The following is a 15,221-nucleotide window of genomic DNA, read 5'->3' on the forward strand; positions in this document are numbered from 1 at the left end:
CGTCAGTTGTTGACGACAGACGTCAATGGCTGGTGGTAGATACGCACCGTTTTATCCGGGTACTCCGGCGCATCGCCGATATAGCGCCAGCCGTGTTGTTCGTAGTAACCGCTAAACGTGGCGTACAGGTAGAGGTCGTCAAAACCGGCATTGCGGCTGTATTCCAACACAAAACGCTGTAATTCGCGGCCTAACCCGCGATCGCGCCAGGCCTCATCCACATACAGCGCCGCCAGCCAAGGGGTCAGATCCTGACGGCTGATCAGATCGCAGCGCCACAACCCGACGGTACCCACCAGTTGGCCGGCCTCCAGCGCGACAAACGTCAACGGCAGCGCCTTTTTGTCCATGCTGTGATGCACCACACTGGCGAAGAAATCCCGGCTCAGTCCGTCGCCAAACGCCTGCCATAACCAGTCCGTCACCGGCTGCTCAAACTGCGGATAGTCCGCCAGGAAACCTATCGTTGCCATGTTCTACACTAACTTACCTTGAAAAATAGGAACAGAATCAAAAAGATAGCCATCAAACTCCGGCGCATCGGCATCGGAGATTTCCATCAGCGTATTTTTGACGTTTTCCAGATGTTGCCACATCGACTGCCAGGAACCGGTGACATCGCGGCGACGCAGCGCCGCCAGAATAGCCTGATGATCCGCCAGCCATTTCAACCGGTAGCCGTGGGTGCCCACATGGCTGTAAAGCTGCTGCCAGATGGGGCTTTCATCACGGCAGCTCCAGATATTGCCCACCGTCTCCAGCAGCATTTGGTTTTGCGTGGCGCCGGCAATCTGGAGATGAAAGATTTTGTCGAAGTCGCTGCGATAGTCGTTGGCGGCGATGGCCGCCTGCTCCAGCTCCAGCGTATGGCGCAGTTTTTCAATATCCTGACGGGTCGCCATCCGGGCGGCAAAGGCGGCAATGTTGCTTTCCAGCAATTGACGCGCCTGTAGCATTTCGAACGCGCCGATACGGTTGGTGGCGCTCGGCAACGCATCCTCCGCCGTCGGGACACGCAAGACATAAACCCCCGATCCCTGACGGATATCTACGGTTCCCTCCAGTTCCAACATCAACAGTGCTTCACGCACAATGGTACGGCTAACACCGTATGTTTCGGCGATATTACGCTCCGGAGGCAATCTCGACCCCACGGGGTATTCCCCCATCTGGATTTTCGTCCTCAGGTCGCCACCAATCTCCTGATATTGCTTTCTTTCTTGCAGAACTACGTCCTTCGCCACGATGCCACCCTGAACGGCTGAGAAATTGAACAGCGCACCCCGTCGGGAGCGACGGTCAGCCCGCGCCCCCGACAGTTGCAGCGCGTCAGTTTACCAAACTCAGCGCCTGATCGAGTACCTTGGCACCATTTAACGTGCCGTAAGCCGTGGCATCGATCACCGCGATGGGTACATGGTACGCATCCGTCAGTTTCTTGTTTTCCGCCAGTTTGAAGCGCACCTGCGGCCCGAGCAGCACCGCAATGATATCGTTGCCAAAGGTTTGCAGTTCATCACGCAGGTTCTGTTCGGGAATAGCGTAAATCTGGTATTCCAGCCCGCGGGCTGCCGCCTCCTTCTCCATCTTTGTCACCACCAGAGACGTGGACATCCCTGCCGAGCAGGCCAGTACAATCCGTTTCATGTTGCCCCCTATTTATTTTCATCATCCCGTTCAAATTCCAGTACACCGGCATCGCGCACCCGGCGGAACCAATCCGCCGATTTTTTCGGCCGTCGCTGCCGGTCATGCTCCAGATCGATCTCAATCAATCCGTAACGGTTTTTGAACGCATTCATCGGAGAAACGTTATCGGTAAAGGCCCACAGCATATAGCCCTGACAGTTGGCCCCTTCCTGCCGCGCCCGCAACGTCCAGTACAAATGTTCGGCGATGAAGGCGATACGGTAATCATCCTGTACCACGCCGTCGGCGTCTTTGAACTGGCTTTCGTTTTCGATGCCCATCCCGTTTTCGGCCACAAACCAAGGGATATTGCCGTACTCCTGCTTGATGCGCTGCGCCATGTCGTAAATGATGCGCGGGTTAATCTCCCAACCGCGCGATTTGTTCATGCGGCGGCCGGGCAGTTCAAAGTGTTCATAATAGTAGGCAGGGTGGAATGGCGTGGCGCTGTTCCATGCGCGGCTGGGCGCCTTAACCCGGTGCGGGTAGTACAGATTAATGCCCACTTCGTCGACGGTATTGTTGCGGATGATCGTCAGTTCTTCATCGGTGTAGTCCCAGCGGACTTGGTGTTTTTCCAGCAACGCCACCAGCTCCGGCGGGTACTCGCCCTTAATGGCCGGATCCAAAAATACCCGGTTGTAAAACAGATCATAAATACGCGCCGCGTCCACATCGTGCGGTGCGCTGGAGCGGGGATAGGTCACTTCCGGGTTTAGGATCACCCCGATGCTACCGCCGTGGCGGTGATAGCCTTGCTCGCGGAACAATTGCACCACTTTTGCCGTCGCCAGATTCTTATGGTGATTCCACTGCATCCAGGTATGGGTGTTCTGCTCATAGGGGTAGCGTACCGCATCCAGATAAACGCGGGTCTGCACCACGATCGGCTCGTTAAACGTGAACCAGCGTTTAACCCGGCCCGCATAACGCGCGAATACCGCCGCCGCATACTGTACAAACCACTCCACCACCTGCTTGGACGACCAGCCCTGATACTTCTCGAACAGCACCGCCGGCAGTTCGTAATGCTCAAGGCACAGCATCGGCTCTATCCCCTGACGCAGCATCTCATCGATCAGATTATCGATGTAACCGGCATACTCTTCGTCCACCACGCCGTTCTCGTAGTCGAGCATGAAGCGCGACCAGTTGATAGACGTGCGGTAATGCGTGAGCCCCACCTGTTTCATCAGCGCCACATCTTCGCGGTAGCGGTTGTAGAAATCGGTGGCCACCGCCGGGCCGTAGCCGTCATGCCAGACCTGCCGGTCACGCTGGTACCACAGATCCAGGTAGGAATCCTGCCCCGTTTTTTTACCCGACCACCCTTCGGTCTGCCAGGCGGACGCCGCCGCCCCCAGAATGAACCCTTCCGGAAGGGCTATCGATACCTTACTCATGCCTGTCTCCCTCTGAATCATGCCAGTCGATGACACCCGGCTCCGTTCAGCCCCACCCGCGGCCGGCGGAACCCAGCGCCATAAATCAGATACGCCGTCACGCCGGGGTTCCTCGCCCCCGGCGTGAGCGATATCACCGTGCCGCCGTGGTTGCCGCTTCGGCCTCGGCATCGCGCTGCGCCTGTTCAGCACGGCGCGATGCGACCTTGACGAAGGGCAGATAGATCAACGTCGCGGTAATGATGCACACCACCTGCGTCGCCACTGCGCCCATCGAGCCGGCGGTCGACAGCCAGGCGTTGATCAACGGCGGCGTGGTCCAGGGCACCATCACCACCGCTTTGCCGGCAAACCCCATGCTGGTGGCGATGTAGCCGATGGTGCCGGTCACTAACGGCGTGATGATGAACGGGATCGCCAGAATCGGGTTCAGCATGATCGGCATCCCGAAAATCACCGGTTCATTGATGTTGAAAATGCACGGGCCGAAGGAAATCTTGGCGATCTCTTTCATCTCCCGGCGTTTGGAGGCAATCATCACCGCCAGCAGCAGGCCGATGGTCAGCCCGGAACCGCCGATGCTCATGTACACATCCCAGAACGGCATGGTGATGATATTGGGGATATCGTGCCCCTGCTCGAACGCCGTCATATTGACCGCGATGGCGCCCAACAGCAGCGGCTCGCGGATCGGTTTGATCATCTGGTTGCCGTGAATGCCGATGACCCAGAACAGCTGCGCCACAAACATCAGTACCAGTAAGCCCGGCAGGCTCTGCACCACCGCTTCCAGCGGCTGCTGCACCACCATGTAAATGGCGTCGTACAAGTACATACCGGTGACTTTCTGGAAGGTAAAACCAAAGGTCGCCACCAGCGTAACGGTGATGATCGCCGGGATCAGCGCAGAGAAGGAAGCGGAGACATTAGGCGGCACGCTGTCCGGCATTTTGATGCGCAGTCGATCCATCGATTCCAGTTTGGAGTAAATCTCCACCGAAATAATGGCGATGAACATGCCGAGGAACAGGCTCTTGGTATCGGTGAACTGCCGCGCCAGCACATCCTTCACCGGCAGGGTCTGGCCGTTGATCACCATGTCGATGGTGGTCGGGTTTACCGAAACAAAACAGATGATCGCCAGCAACCCCGGAAACAGGCTGCGCGCCCCGTTAATGCGCCCTAATTCGATCCCGATCAAAAAAACGGCGCCAATGGTCAGAAAATTCAGCGTGGCATAGTTAATACTGCCCATGATGGGCTTGAGCGGCGCCAGAAACGAAAACAGGGCAAAACTTGCCAGACCGTTTTTAGGATCAAGCACCATGTTGGAGATCAGCACGGAGAAAGCGCCGACGATGATCACCGGCATCAGGGTAATGAATGATGCCTTGATCGCCATGATGTATCTCAGGCTATTGAATCGGTTGGCAAACGATCCTAATGCATCGATTGCCTGGTCCTTGAATGACATAACTCCACCTCTTTGATGTACCTGTGTGTTCAGGGGTTGTTGTTATCAGGAGCCGCAGCTCCCGTAGTGGCCGTTACGCGCGGAAGTATGGACAGCAGGTTCAGCGCTCTCGCGTTTGGCATACCAAAAATAAGAACAAGGCGGTTATTTTTCTGTGACATTGTTCTCACATGCCATTATTGGAATTCCAATAGTATCTAAAACGTGATTTTTGGCATACCAAGAGGAGAGTGAGATGGAAATTGATATGGAGCAGACGGTCATGGAACTGCTGATCAACGCCGGCGAAGCGCGATCCAACGCGATGATGGCCATTCAGGCCGCCCGTCAGCAGGAGTGGCAACAGGCGGATGAGCTACTCGGCGCCTCGCAGGATGCGGCCCGCAATGCGCACAAGATCCAAACCCAACTGATCGGTTTGGATGAGGGCGAAGGCAAAGTGCCGGTCAACCTGATTATGGTGCACGCTCAGGATCACTTGATGACCGCCATGCTATGTCGCGATTTGGCAGAAGAGCTCATCCTGCTGCGTCGGGAGCTGTTTCAGCGCCCAAACGCCTGACCGCACCGACAATCCGGAAGCAACGCGGCAGCCACCGTCATATTGTCCGCAGCAAACAGGCTCCGCGGGCAAAGATGAAAAAACGCTCACCGTCTCGTCCCCTTGCTGCCCTTTTCCTGTTCAGGCTCAGGGCCAGGTTGATCCACATCAGCGCCGTGATACATGCTCACCCGCTCAGTCTTATGCAAGCGGCAGGCCATGCCCGAACACGCTATGGTAAAATGATGCCATATCTATAATGTCATTCAGTTAAATGCGCTCGCATCGGGGACGCACGGGGAGAAGCTCCCGCTATGTGGCCTTACTCTTACGGTCGCCTGCCGGCGCCGGGGGTTAACTGACAGGCATTAGCCGGGCCTAGCGCATCACGGCACGCCCGGCCATCTCAACCAATCAAACGGGTGGCTATCCATGATTACCATGCTTGATGTAGCCAAACATGCCAGGGTTTCCAAAGCCACGGTATCGCGAGTGCTGAACGGCACCGGACAAGTGCGGCAAAGCACGCGGGAGGCGGTATTTCGCGCCATGTCGGAACTGGGCTACCGCCCCAACTTTCTGGCGCGTTCGCTGGCGCACCGCAGTTCAAACAGTCTGGGGCTGGTGGTATCCAACTTTGACGGCCCCTACTTCGGCCGGCTGTTGCGCCGGGCGGCGGAGCGTACCGAAGCCAGCGGCAAACACCTGATCGTCACCGACGGTCACGACACCCCGGAGGACGAGCAGCAAGCCGTACAGTTACTGATCGACCGCCGCTGCGACGCCATCGTGCTCTATACCCGTTACATGTCCGACGCCGCACTGATGACGTTGCTGGAACACGCCACTGTCCCGCTGATCGTGCTAAATCGCCAGTTGCCGATGGCGCGGGAACGTTGCGTCTACTTTGAACAGCAGCAGGCGGCCTATCAGGTAGTGGTCTATCTGATCGCACAAGGGCACCGCGATATCGCCTGCATTACCGGGCCTGCCAGCACCCCCACCGCGCAAGCGCGGTTGGCAGGGTACCAGCAGGCGCTGGACGAGCATCGCATTCCGTATGAACCACAGCGCGTCGCCAACGGCGACAGTCTGATCTCCGGCGGCTACCGTGCCGCCCGTGAACTGCTGGCGAACGGCGTCACGTTCAGCGCGCTGTTTTCCTGCAATGACGATATGTGCATCGGCGCCATGAAAGCGTTGACCGAAGCCGGGAAACGGCTGCCGCAGGATGTTTCACTGTTCGGTTTCGACGATGAACCGAGCGCCGCCTACCTGACGCCGTCGTTGTCCACGGTCTATCTGCCGATTGAAGAGATGATCAGCGCCGCGATTACGCAGGCGCTGAAACTGGTGGAAGAAGTACCGGCAGGCCCCATCAAACCGTTCATCGGCGAACTGAAACTGCGCGACTCGGTAGTCCCGGGGCCTTATGCCCGCCGCTAGGACGGGCATGCTCAGGCTTACAACCGTTCCAGCGCCAGCAGTTCGTCGAGCGTTTGGCGACGACGGATCAGGCGCGGTTTGCCCTGTTCGAACAACACTTCCGGCAGCAGCGGACGGCTGTTGTAGTTAGAAGACATCGACGCGCCGTAGGCGCCGGTATCATGAAACACCAGATAGTCGCCGACGCGGGCGTCCGGCAGCGCAAGGGTTTCCACGCCGCCGCCCGCCTGCTGGGTAAACACGTCGCCGGATTCGCACAGCGGGCCGGCGACCACCGTATCGCGACGCGCGGCCGTCGTCAGGTCGCGGCCATCGCCGGCCAGCAGCGTAATATGGTGGTAACTGCCGTACATCGCCGGGCGCATCAGGTCGTTAAACCCGGCGTCTACCAGCACAAAATGACGGTTGCCCATGTCTTTCACCGCCCGTACTTCCGCCACCAGCACGCCGGATTCCGCCACCAGAAAACGCCCCGGTTCGATTTCCAGCGTCACCGCATGGCCCAGATGAGCGGCGATACGTTCCCGCGCCTGATGCCACAGCCCGTAATAGTGGCGGGTATCAATACGCTCGCCGCCGTGGTGATACGGGATAGACAGCCCACCACCGGCGGAAATCGCCGCCAGATCCTGCCCGAAGGCAATCACCTGGTTCACCATCGCGTCGCACACCTGCTCCAAATGGCCATAGTCCACGCCGGAACCGATATGCATGTGAATGCCCACCAGTTTCAGCTGATAACGCTGGATTTCCGCCAGCGCCAGCGGCAAATCGGCATACCAGATGCCGTGTTTGCTGTTTTCGCCGCCGGTGTTGGTCTTCTGGCTATGGCCATGACCGAAACCTGGGTTGACGCGCAGCCACACTGCATGGCCCGGCGACGCCGCACCGAGCTGGCTCAGCATATCCACCGAACCGGCGTTGACCGGGATATTCAGCTCATGCACGCGCTGCAACGTGGCGCGATCCAGCACATCGGCGGTAAACACGATCTCATGGTCGGCGCTACCCGGCACGAATCCGGCCGCCAGTGCACGCTCGATCTCCCCCAGAGAGACCGAATCCACCTTCACGCCCTGCTGACGCATCAGCCGCAGAATATGGATATTGGAACAGGCCTTTTGGGCGAAACGGATGGTATCGAACTGACGCAGCTGTTCGATACGGTCAATGATGGTTTGCGCATCGTAAGCCCACACCGGGCAGCCAAACTCCGCCGGCAACGCCCGCAGGCTTTGCGCGTTCAACGCATGGGAAAGGTCATTCAGATCGTGTGGCATGGAGAGATTACCGGGACATTAATTAAGATGTCGGCATTGTGCTGGCCCGCAGACTATAATTCCAATATCCTTTTTCGCAGACTCTATTCATTTTTGATATGGAATGAACCGCCTATGACCGCCGTCTCCCTGCGCCACATTGAGATTTTTCACGCGGTGATGACCACCGGCAACCTGACGGAAGCCGCCAGCCTGCTTAACACCTCGCAACCCACCGTCAGCCGGGAGTTGGCGCGTTTCGAACATCAGGTACAGATCCCGTTGTTCGAGCGCGTGCGCGGTCGCCTTCATCCTACCGCCCAGGGGTTGCTGCTGTTTGAAGAAGTACAGCGTTCCTATTATGGGCTGGATCGCATCGTCAACGCGGCGGAAGACATCCGCCACTACCGTCAGGCCCAGTTCTCCATCGCCTGCCTGCCGGTGTTCTCCCAGTCGCTGCTACCGGCGGTCTGCCGACCGTTATTGGAAAATTACCCTTCGTTGAATCTGCATATTGTCCCGCAGGAGTCGCCGCTGCTGGAGGAGTGGCTGTCCGCCCAACGCCACGATCTGGGGCTGACCGAAACCATCACCACGCCGGCCGGCACCGAACGGCAGACGCTGATGCAGCTCAATGAAGTGTGCGTATTGCCGACAGGACACCCGCTGGCGGGCAAGCAGACGCTGACGCCGGAGGATTTTCGCGACCAGCCGTTTATCAGCCTCTCCAGCGCCGATAGTTACCGACAGTTGCTGGATCATCTGTTTCAGGAACGTCGGGTCGCCCGGCGCATGGTGGTGGAAACCCACAGCGCCGCGTCAGTCTGCGCCATGGTGCGCGCCGGGGTAGGCGTGTCGATCGTCAACCCATTGACCGCGGTGGATTATGCCGGCGACGGCGTGGTCGTTCGACGCTTGAGTGTCGATGTCCCGTTCACCGTCAGCCTGATCCGCCCGCTGCATCGCCCGGCGTCATCGCTGGTCGAACGGTTCACCGAGCAGCTGGCGCAGTTCGCGGCGGCATTTCCTGCCCGTCTGCAACAGTGTCTGGCTTAGTCATTGCCGGCGGCGTGACGGCGTCCTCCGGGGACGGCGCCTCGCCCTGCGATTCCAGCACACTGTAAGCCAACGCGCAAAACAGCGAGTTGAGCCGCCGCATATCCCCCAGCAGTTCCAGGTGTAGCGAACTGGTTTCCATGCTTTGCGGGTTACGCTGATGCAGCCGCTCTACGTGGGCATAGGCGTAACGTCGGGTACGCAGGTTGAAGCGGTGCTTGGCGCGGCGCAGCAGACGCGCGCTCTCCACATCCCGCGACAAAAACACCGACAGCGACAACCGCAGTTGTTCGTGCAATTGCGTCAGCAGGGTCTCCAGCTCTTTACGTCCCTGCGGCGAAAACTCGCGGCGGGCGGCCACCGATTTTCCCGCCACATCACCGCTCATCCGTTCGATGACATCTCCCGCCTGTTCAAGGTTGAGCGCGGTTTCTATCACTTCCGCCCAGCGACGGGAGTCCACCGCTGACAGATCATCTTTCGGCATACGAGCCAGATAGAGTTTGATGGCGTTGTAGAGCACATCCACGTCGTCATCGAGGCGGCGCACCGCCTTTTCTTCGCGCCCCGCGCCATGGATCAGAAGCCCAAAGTGATGCAGCATCTGCTCCAGCACATCGCCCATGCGCAGCGTCTCGCGCACCGCATTGACCAGCGCCAGCGACGGGCTGTCCAGTACGCCGGCATCCAGATGACGCGGTTTCATGCCGCCTTCCTGCGGCGGCGCATCGGCGATCAGCCGCTGGCATAACCGGGCCATCGGGCCGACAAACGGCAGCATCAGCAGGCAGCGCAGCAGGTTGTAGAACAGATGGAAAAAGATCGTCAGATCTTCTGCTGATAGCGGAAGCTCCGCCAATCGATTCGCCAGCGTCGGGATCCACGGCAGCACCAGCAGGCTCCCCGCCAGTTTGAACAACAACCCGCCCAACGCCACCCGGCGCGCAGCTTCATTCATGGCGCTGCTGTTGATCATCGCCAGCAGCCCGCTGCCGAGGTTAGCGCCGACCACCAGGCACAACGCCACCTGAAAGGAAATCACACCGGACGCGGTCAGTGTGGCGGTCAGCAGCACCGCCGCCAAACTGGAATAGCCGATCACCGCAAACAGCGCGCCCAGCAACGCATCCAGCATGACGTCGCCGGTCAAGGACGAGAACAGTACCTTGACCCCGGCAGCCTGCGTGATGGGGTGCGTGGCCGCGACAATCAGTTGCAGCGCCAGCAAAATCAGCCCCAGGCCGATGCCGACCCGCCCCAACTGCCCGGCGCGGCTGGTCTTGCGACCGAGAAACAGGCTGACGCCGACCACCAGCAACAACGGCGATAGCCAGGAAAGATCGAAGGTCAGTAGGCGCGCCATCAGCGCAGTACCGACGTCTGCGCCTAAAATCGCCACCAACGCCGACGAAAGCCCCACCAGATTCTGGGCGACGAACGACGTCACCAGCAGGGTAGTGGCATTGCTGCTCTGAACCAGTGCGGTGACGCCGACGCCGGACAAAAACGCCAGCCACCGCTGCGCCATGCCATGCCCCAATACCCGCCGTAGCGACGCGCCGAACACACGCATGATGCCGCTGCGTACAATATGGGTGCCCCATACCAGCAACGCCACGGCGGAAAGCAGGTTAAGCAGCGTCAACATCCGGTTCACCTCCCTCGCCGATCAGGCCACTTCGCGCAGCACACTCGCGTCAATCTGCACACCGACGCTGCCGCCGTCCGGGTACAGGCCCGCGACCGATCGGTTAAGCTCATCCACCGACAGTTCGATACCGTTCACCCGCACCCGGTAACGCACCACGTTTCCCAGCAGGCTATGGCTGAGCACCTGGCCCGGCATCCCCTGCTCCGGCGCGCACAGCAGAATCGACTCCGGCCGCAACGCCACTTGCCCGGCATAACGCTCACCGGTCAGGCGCATCGCCTCTTCCGGGCTCAACAGGTTGTAACTGCCGATAAAACTGGCCGCAAACAGGTTGGCGGGCTGGGTGTAGAGCGCTTCGGCATCGCCGTTCTGTACGATTTCGCCTTTGTTCATCAGGACGATACGGTCCGACATGGTCAGTGCTTCTTCCTGATCGTGGGTGACGAATATCGCCGTCAGATTCAGTTCCTGCTGAATGCGGCGAATCTGCTCACGCAGATGCCGGCGGATGCGGGCATCCAGCGCCGACAACGGCTCATCAAGCAGCAGCAGGCGTGGGCGCGTCACGAGCGAACGCGCCAGCGCCACGCGCTGACACTGCCCGCCGGACAGTTGGTGCGGATAACGACGGGCGTATTCCCCCAACTCCACCAGCGCCAGCGCCTCGGCGACACGCTGACGAACCGCCTCCGCCCCCCGTTTTTGCATCTTCAGACCGAATGCCACGTTGCCCTCCACCGTCATGTTGGGAAACAGCGCGTAGTTCTGGAACACCATGCCGATATCGCGCTTCTGCGGCGACAGCGGCACGATGTCGGTGCCCTGCAACAGGATTTGCCCGCTGTCCACCGACGTCAGCCCCGCCAGACAGCGCAACAGTGTGGACTTACCGCAACCACTTGGCCCCAGCAGGGTGACGAACTCCCCTTCGTCCGCTGAAAAATGGATATCGTGAAAAACCCGGGTCGGCCCGTAATGTTTATTGAGATTTTTGACGTCAAGGTAGGCCATATCAGCGTTTCCCTCGGTTCAGGTAATTGGACAACCAGGTGACGAGCAACACCACCAGGAAATAGGAGATCACCAGCGCGCTGGTAAAGTGCCCGCTATCGTTGCGTTTGTTATAGAGGTAGACCTGTAGCGTTTCATAGTTGGTGCCCGCCAGCAGATTGGCGAAGACGAACTCGCCGATCAGGAACGAGAACGACAACAACACCGCGATCATCACGCCCTGACGCAAGTTGGGCAGCACCACCAGCCACGCCGCCCGCCAGGTGCTGGCCCCCAGCAGGTGGGCGGCATCCAGCAGTTCCTGCAAATTGATCGCCTGCATGTTGTTGGCGATGGCGCGATAAATGAACGGCAGCGCGATGGTGAAATAGCAGCCGATCAGGATCCACGGTGTTCCGGTGATCGCCACCGGGCCGGAGGCGTACATTTGCAGCAACCCAACGGAAGAGACCACCGGCGGCACGGAAAATGGCAGCAGGATCAATACGTTCATCAGCGCATCCAGCCGTGGGAACGCCCAGGCGATAACGAACATGGCGGGCAGTACCAATAGCAGCGAAAACAGCAGCGCGCCGAAGCAGATCAGCATCGAGTGGCCGAGGGAGACCAAAAAGCGCGGATCGCGCCACAGTTCCAGAAACCAGCGCAACGTCAAGCCACGCGGCAGAATGGTAGCGCCCCACTCGGTGGCCAGCGCGTAGCCCAGCGTGGCGAGCAGCGGCAACATCAGAATCAGCAGCACCAGCCAGACCACCATCTGGTGGTAACGTTGTTCAAAACGGGACATGGCGCCCTCCGGTCAGGCGGTTAGCAAGCGACAGGTTATCGTGCGACATAGGTATAACTCCGACGCAACAGCCACTGGTGCACTAGGGTGATCAGCGCCATCAACAGCACCAGCAGCATGGAAAGCGCGCTGCCCAGATTGGGATCAAGCGAGATATCGCCGGAAACCAGCGCCGCAATGCGGATCGGCACCACGTTGAAGTTACCGGTGGTCAGCGCGTAGAGGGTGGCATACGCCCCCAGCGCGTTGGCCAGCAGGATCACGAAGGTGCCCAGCAGCGCCGGCATCAGCACCGGAATGCCGATATGCAGCCAATAACGCCAACGACTGGCGCCCAGCAGCGCCGCCGACTCTTGCCACTCGTCGCGCAGGCCGCCGAAAGCCGGATAGAGCAGCAGGATGCCCAGCGGGATCTGGAAATAGGTGTAAATCAGAATCAGGCCGTCCCGCGAATACAGGTTGAAACCGTCAATCAGCCCATAACGCTTCAGCAACAAGGTAAGAAAACCGTTCAAACCCAACATGATTACAAAGGCGAACGCCAGCGGCACCCCGGCGAAATTACTGGTCATGTTGGAAAACGCCATCACGAAACGCTGCACGCCGCCATCACCCAATTGACGCAGCGAATAGCCGCCGACGAGCGCGATGATCAGGCCGTACAAGCTGGACCAGAAAGCAATATCCAGCGAGAAACGGATCGCTTGCAGGTAAAACGGCGAGGTCAGAATATCGACATAATTCGCCAGCCCCCAAGCGCTCTCGGTTTCGCTGTAAAAACTGTTGACCGCAATCCAGAGCAGCGGCGCTATCTGGAACGCGAAGAACACCACAAAGAATGGCAGCAGAATCAATGCCGCCAGCCAGCTTTTTCTCACGCCTCAACCTCCATCCCGGCACCGTTCAGCAACGCCCGGCACCAAGGTTTATCGTGTTTCGCCCCCAGCAGTTGGCACACTGTGCCGCACAGTTCAGTCTGCTGCGGGTTGGCGTCCGACCGCAGCGAAAAACCACAACCGAACACATACAGCGGTACCTGTCGTTCTTCCGGCAGAATACCGCCGTGGGTACGGTCGTCGTTCATGCCGTGATCGGACGTCACCAGCACCTGATACCCCTCTTCCAGCCAGCGCGGCATCCAGTGGGAAAGATAACCGTCTGCCATGCGCGCCCGATTGCGATACTGCGGCGTGGACAGGCCATGGCGGTGGCCGGCGTCGTCGATGTTCATCGGGTGAATCAGCAGAAAGTCCGGCTGATGGCGCAGCCGCAGGCTTTCTGCATCTTCGAACAGATGGGAGTCGGGATAGCTGTCGTCATGGTAGAAGTGGCCAAATTGAATGGGCAGCGCCGGCTCGGCCGTGTGGCGATCCCGCGCGGCGTCGAACGGCGTGCGGTTGTACAGCTCGCTGACCCAATGGTAGGCCGCCGCCGCAGTGGTCAACCCGGCGTCGCGGGCATAGTGGAAAATACTGCGCTCGCGGCTCAGCCGGGCAACGCCGTTGTGCACAATGCCGCTTCGCACCGGAGTAATGCCGGTGAGTATGCACTCATACAACGGGCGCGACAGCGACGGCAGCTCGCACTCTAACTGATAAAGTTGCCCGCGTTCGGCAGCACATTCCGCCTGCAGATAACCCATCGCCTCACGCCCCACCTGGAACGAGAGGCCATCCAGCACGACCAAAATCGTTTTCATCCCGCACTCCAGACCGCAATTACTGCTTCATGTTGATAATGACGTTTTCCTGCCACAGACGCGGCAGCGTCTTGACGGTCTTGTCCCAGGCTTCGCCGTCGGCAATCGGACGGGCGCTCTTGTACTGGGCTTCCGGCAGCAGTTTGGCTTTCACGTCATCCGGCAACGTAATGTGCTGTGCGCGGATCGGGCGGGCGTAACCGCGCGCCAGGTTGATCTGACCAGCGTCGGAGAAGATGTACTCGCGCGCCAGTTTGGCGGCGTTCGGATGCTTAGCGTATTGGTTGATGATGGTGGTGTAGCCAGAAATCACCGAGCCATCGGACGGGATCAGCACTTCAAAGCGATCTTTGTTGATTTTGTCGCGGTAGTTCAGGCCGTTGAAATCCCAGACCACGCCCACCTGTACTTCCCCTTTTTCGATATTGGCGATAGCCGGGTTGGTCAGCCCCAGACGCCCTTCCTTCGCCAATTTGCCGAAAAACGCCAGCGCCGGTTTCAGGTTCTTTTCATCGCCGCCCAGCGCGTAGTTGGCGGCCAGTACGCCGGTGGAAGCCTGAGACGCCGCGCCGACGTCGCCGATAGTGACCACATACTTGCCTTTCAGTAGATCGGCCCAGCTGTGCGGGATCTCTTTCACCTGCTGTTTATCGATGATGAAAGCGATGGAGCCGGTATAGGCCAACGCCCAGTGGCCATCCTTGTCCTTCGCCCAATCCGGCACCTGATCCCAGGTGGTGGGTTTGTAAGGTTGAGTGACGCCTTTCTGTACCGCGATCGGGCCGAAGGCGATCCCCACATCGCCGATATCGGCGCTGGCGTTCTCTTTTTCGGCAGCAAACTTAGCGATTTCCTGTGCCGAAGACATATCCGTGTCGCTGTGTTTCAGGCCGTATTTGGCGGCAAGGTCACTCCAGGTATCTTTCCAGTTGGCCCAGCTGTCCGGCATCCCGACGCTGTTCACTTCGCCCTCGGCGCGGGCGGCTTTCTCCAGCGCGGCCACATCCTGCGCCAGGGTTACAGAGGAAAACAGCGCACTGCTGATTAACACGGAAGACAACAATTTTTTCATCATCATGCTCCAGATTGAGAAAATGTTCGCTATTCTGGTCTAGTCCAGCAATAACCAAGCCAATTCATCACACGGCGATGAAGTTTTTATGTCAGCGTTGTGACAGCGGCGTTTCAGCCGCAGGTCATCCCAC

15 protein-coding genes are annotated in these 15,221 nt (G+C 59.1%); 3 read left to right on the forward strand and 12 right to left on the reverse strand.

What is annotated here, in order from left to right; translation table 11 throughout:
• Window positions 1–2: 2 nt before the first annotated feature.
• The 5 genes from HEP82_RS16935 to HEP82_RS16955 form a co-directional block, all read right to left on the reverse strand.
• The gene (locus tag HEP82_RS16935; RefSeq protein WP_192459160.1) at window positions 3–473 is read right to left on the reverse strand and encodes a GNAT family N-acetyltransferase; all 471 of its coding nucleotides are present in this window, start codon (window positions 471–473) and stop codon (window positions 3–5) included.
• Window positions 474–476: 3 nt separating this feature from the next.
• Window positions 477–1,244, reverse strand: coding sequence for an FCD domain-containing protein (locus tag HEP82_RS16940; protein ID WP_012764389.1), 768 nt, complete (start codon window positions 1,242–1,244; stop codon window positions 477–479).
• Window positions 1,245–1,329: 85 nt separating this feature from the next.
• The gene (locus HEP82_RS16945; protein ID WP_192459161.1) at window positions 1,330–1,647 is read right to left on the reverse strand and encodes a PTS sugar transporter subunit IIB; all 318 of its coding nucleotides are present in this window, start codon (window positions 1,645–1,647) and stop codon (window positions 1,330–1,332) included.
• Between the two features lie 8 nt (window positions 1,648–1,655).
• On the reverse strand, window positions 1,656–3,092 hold the full coding sequence (locus tag HEP82_RS16950; RefSeq protein WP_192459162.1) for a glycoside hydrolase family 1 protein: 1,437 nt from the start codon (window positions 3,090–3,092) through the stop codon (window positions 1,656–1,658).
• Window positions 3,093–3,225: 133 nt separating this feature from the next.
• Entirely contained in the window at window positions 3,226–4,566 is a 1,341-nt protein-coding gene (locus tag HEP82_RS16955) for a PTS sugar transporter subunit IIC (RefSeq protein ID WP_192459163.1), read from the reverse strand.
• Window positions 4,567–4,801: 235 nt separating this feature from the next.
• Between HEP82_RS16955 and HEP82_RS16960 the strand changes: the two genes are divergently transcribed.
• The gene (locus HEP82_RS16960; RefSeq protein ID WP_012764385.1) at window positions 4,802–5,128 is read left to right on the forward strand and encodes a PTS lactose/cellobiose transporter subunit IIA; all 327 of its coding nucleotides are present in this window, start codon (window positions 4,802–4,804) and stop codon (window positions 5,126–5,128) included.
• 411 nt (window positions 5,129–5,539) lie between these two features.
• Window positions 5,540–6,553: a LacI family DNA-binding transcriptional regulator gene (locus tag HEP82_RS16965; RefSeq protein ID WP_192459164.1), complete on the forward strand. Its 1,014-nt coding sequence runs from the start codon at window positions 5,540–5,542 to the stop codon at window positions 6,551–6,553.
• Between the two features lie 17 nt (window positions 6,554–6,570).
• Here HEP82_RS16965 and lysA read toward each other — a convergent pair whose 3' ends face one another.
• On the reverse strand, window positions 6,571–7,833 hold the full coding sequence (gene lysA / locus HEP82_RS16970) for a diaminopimelate decarboxylase (RefSeq protein WP_192459165.1): 1,263 nt from the start codon (window positions 7,831–7,833) through the stop codon (window positions 6,571–6,573).
• A gap of 114 nt (window positions 7,834–7,947) precedes the next feature.
• Between lysA and HEP82_RS16975 the strand changes: the two genes are divergently transcribed.
• The gene (locus HEP82_RS16975) at window positions 7,948–8,868 is read left to right on the forward strand and encodes a LysR family transcriptional regulator (RefSeq protein ID WP_192459166.1); all 921 of its coding nucleotides are present in this window, start codon (window positions 7,948–7,950) and stop codon (window positions 8,866–8,868) included.
• Here the strand turns inward: HEP82_RS16975 and HEP82_RS16980 are convergent.
• Genes HEP82_RS16980 through HEP82_RS17005 form a run of 6 tightly spaced genes read right to left on the reverse strand, consistent with a single transcriptional unit; the run spans window position 8,804 to window position 15,088 of the window.
• Window positions 8,804–10,516, reverse strand: a complete 1,713-nt coding sequence (locus HEP82_RS16980; RefSeq protein WP_192459167.1) for a Na/Pi cotransporter family protein — start codon at window positions 10,514–10,516, stop codon at window positions 8,804–8,806. The two genes, HEP82_RS16975 and HEP82_RS16980, sit on opposite strands and share 65 nt — an antisense overlap.
• Window positions 10,517–10,537: 21 nt before the next feature.
• Window positions 10,538–11,530, reverse strand: a complete 993-nt coding sequence (locus HEP82_RS16985; RefSeq protein ID WP_192459168.1) for an ABC transporter ATP-binding protein — start codon at window positions 11,528–11,530, stop codon at window positions 10,538–10,540.
• 1 nt (window position 11,531) lies between these two features.
• Complete coding sequence (locus HEP82_RS16990; RefSeq protein ID WP_012764379.1) at window positions 11,532–12,317, reverse strand: ABC transporter permease; 786 nt, start codon at window positions 12,315–12,317, stop codon at window positions 11,532–11,534.
• A gap of 35 nt (window positions 12,318–12,352) precedes the next feature.
• Window positions 12,353–13,195 (reverse strand): ABC transporter permease, encoded by an 843-nt coding sequence (locus tag HEP82_RS16995; RefSeq protein WP_192459169.1) that lies wholly within the window; start codon window positions 13,193–13,195, stop codon window positions 12,353–12,355.
• Complete coding sequence (locus tag HEP82_RS17000) at window positions 13,192–14,016, reverse strand: alkaline phosphatase family protein (RefSeq protein WP_192459170.1); 825 nt, start codon at window positions 14,014–14,016, stop codon at window positions 13,192–13,194. Before HEP82_RS17000 ends, HEP82_RS16995 begins: the two co-directional genes overlap by 4 nt.
• A gap of 19 nt (window positions 14,017–14,035) precedes the next feature.
• Window positions 14,036–15,088, reverse strand: coding sequence for an ABC transporter substrate-binding protein (locus HEP82_RS17005; RefSeq protein WP_192459180.1), 1,053 nt, complete (start codon window positions 15,086–15,088; stop codon window positions 14,036–14,038).
• Window positions 15,089–15,221: the final 133 nt, after the last annotated feature.

Origin of the sequence: Musicola keenii (assembly GCF_014855505.1) — a bacterium.
Taxonomy (GTDB): domain Bacteria; phylum Pseudomonadota; class Gammaproteobacteria; order Enterobacterales; family Enterobacteriaceae; genus Musicola; species Musicola paradisiaca.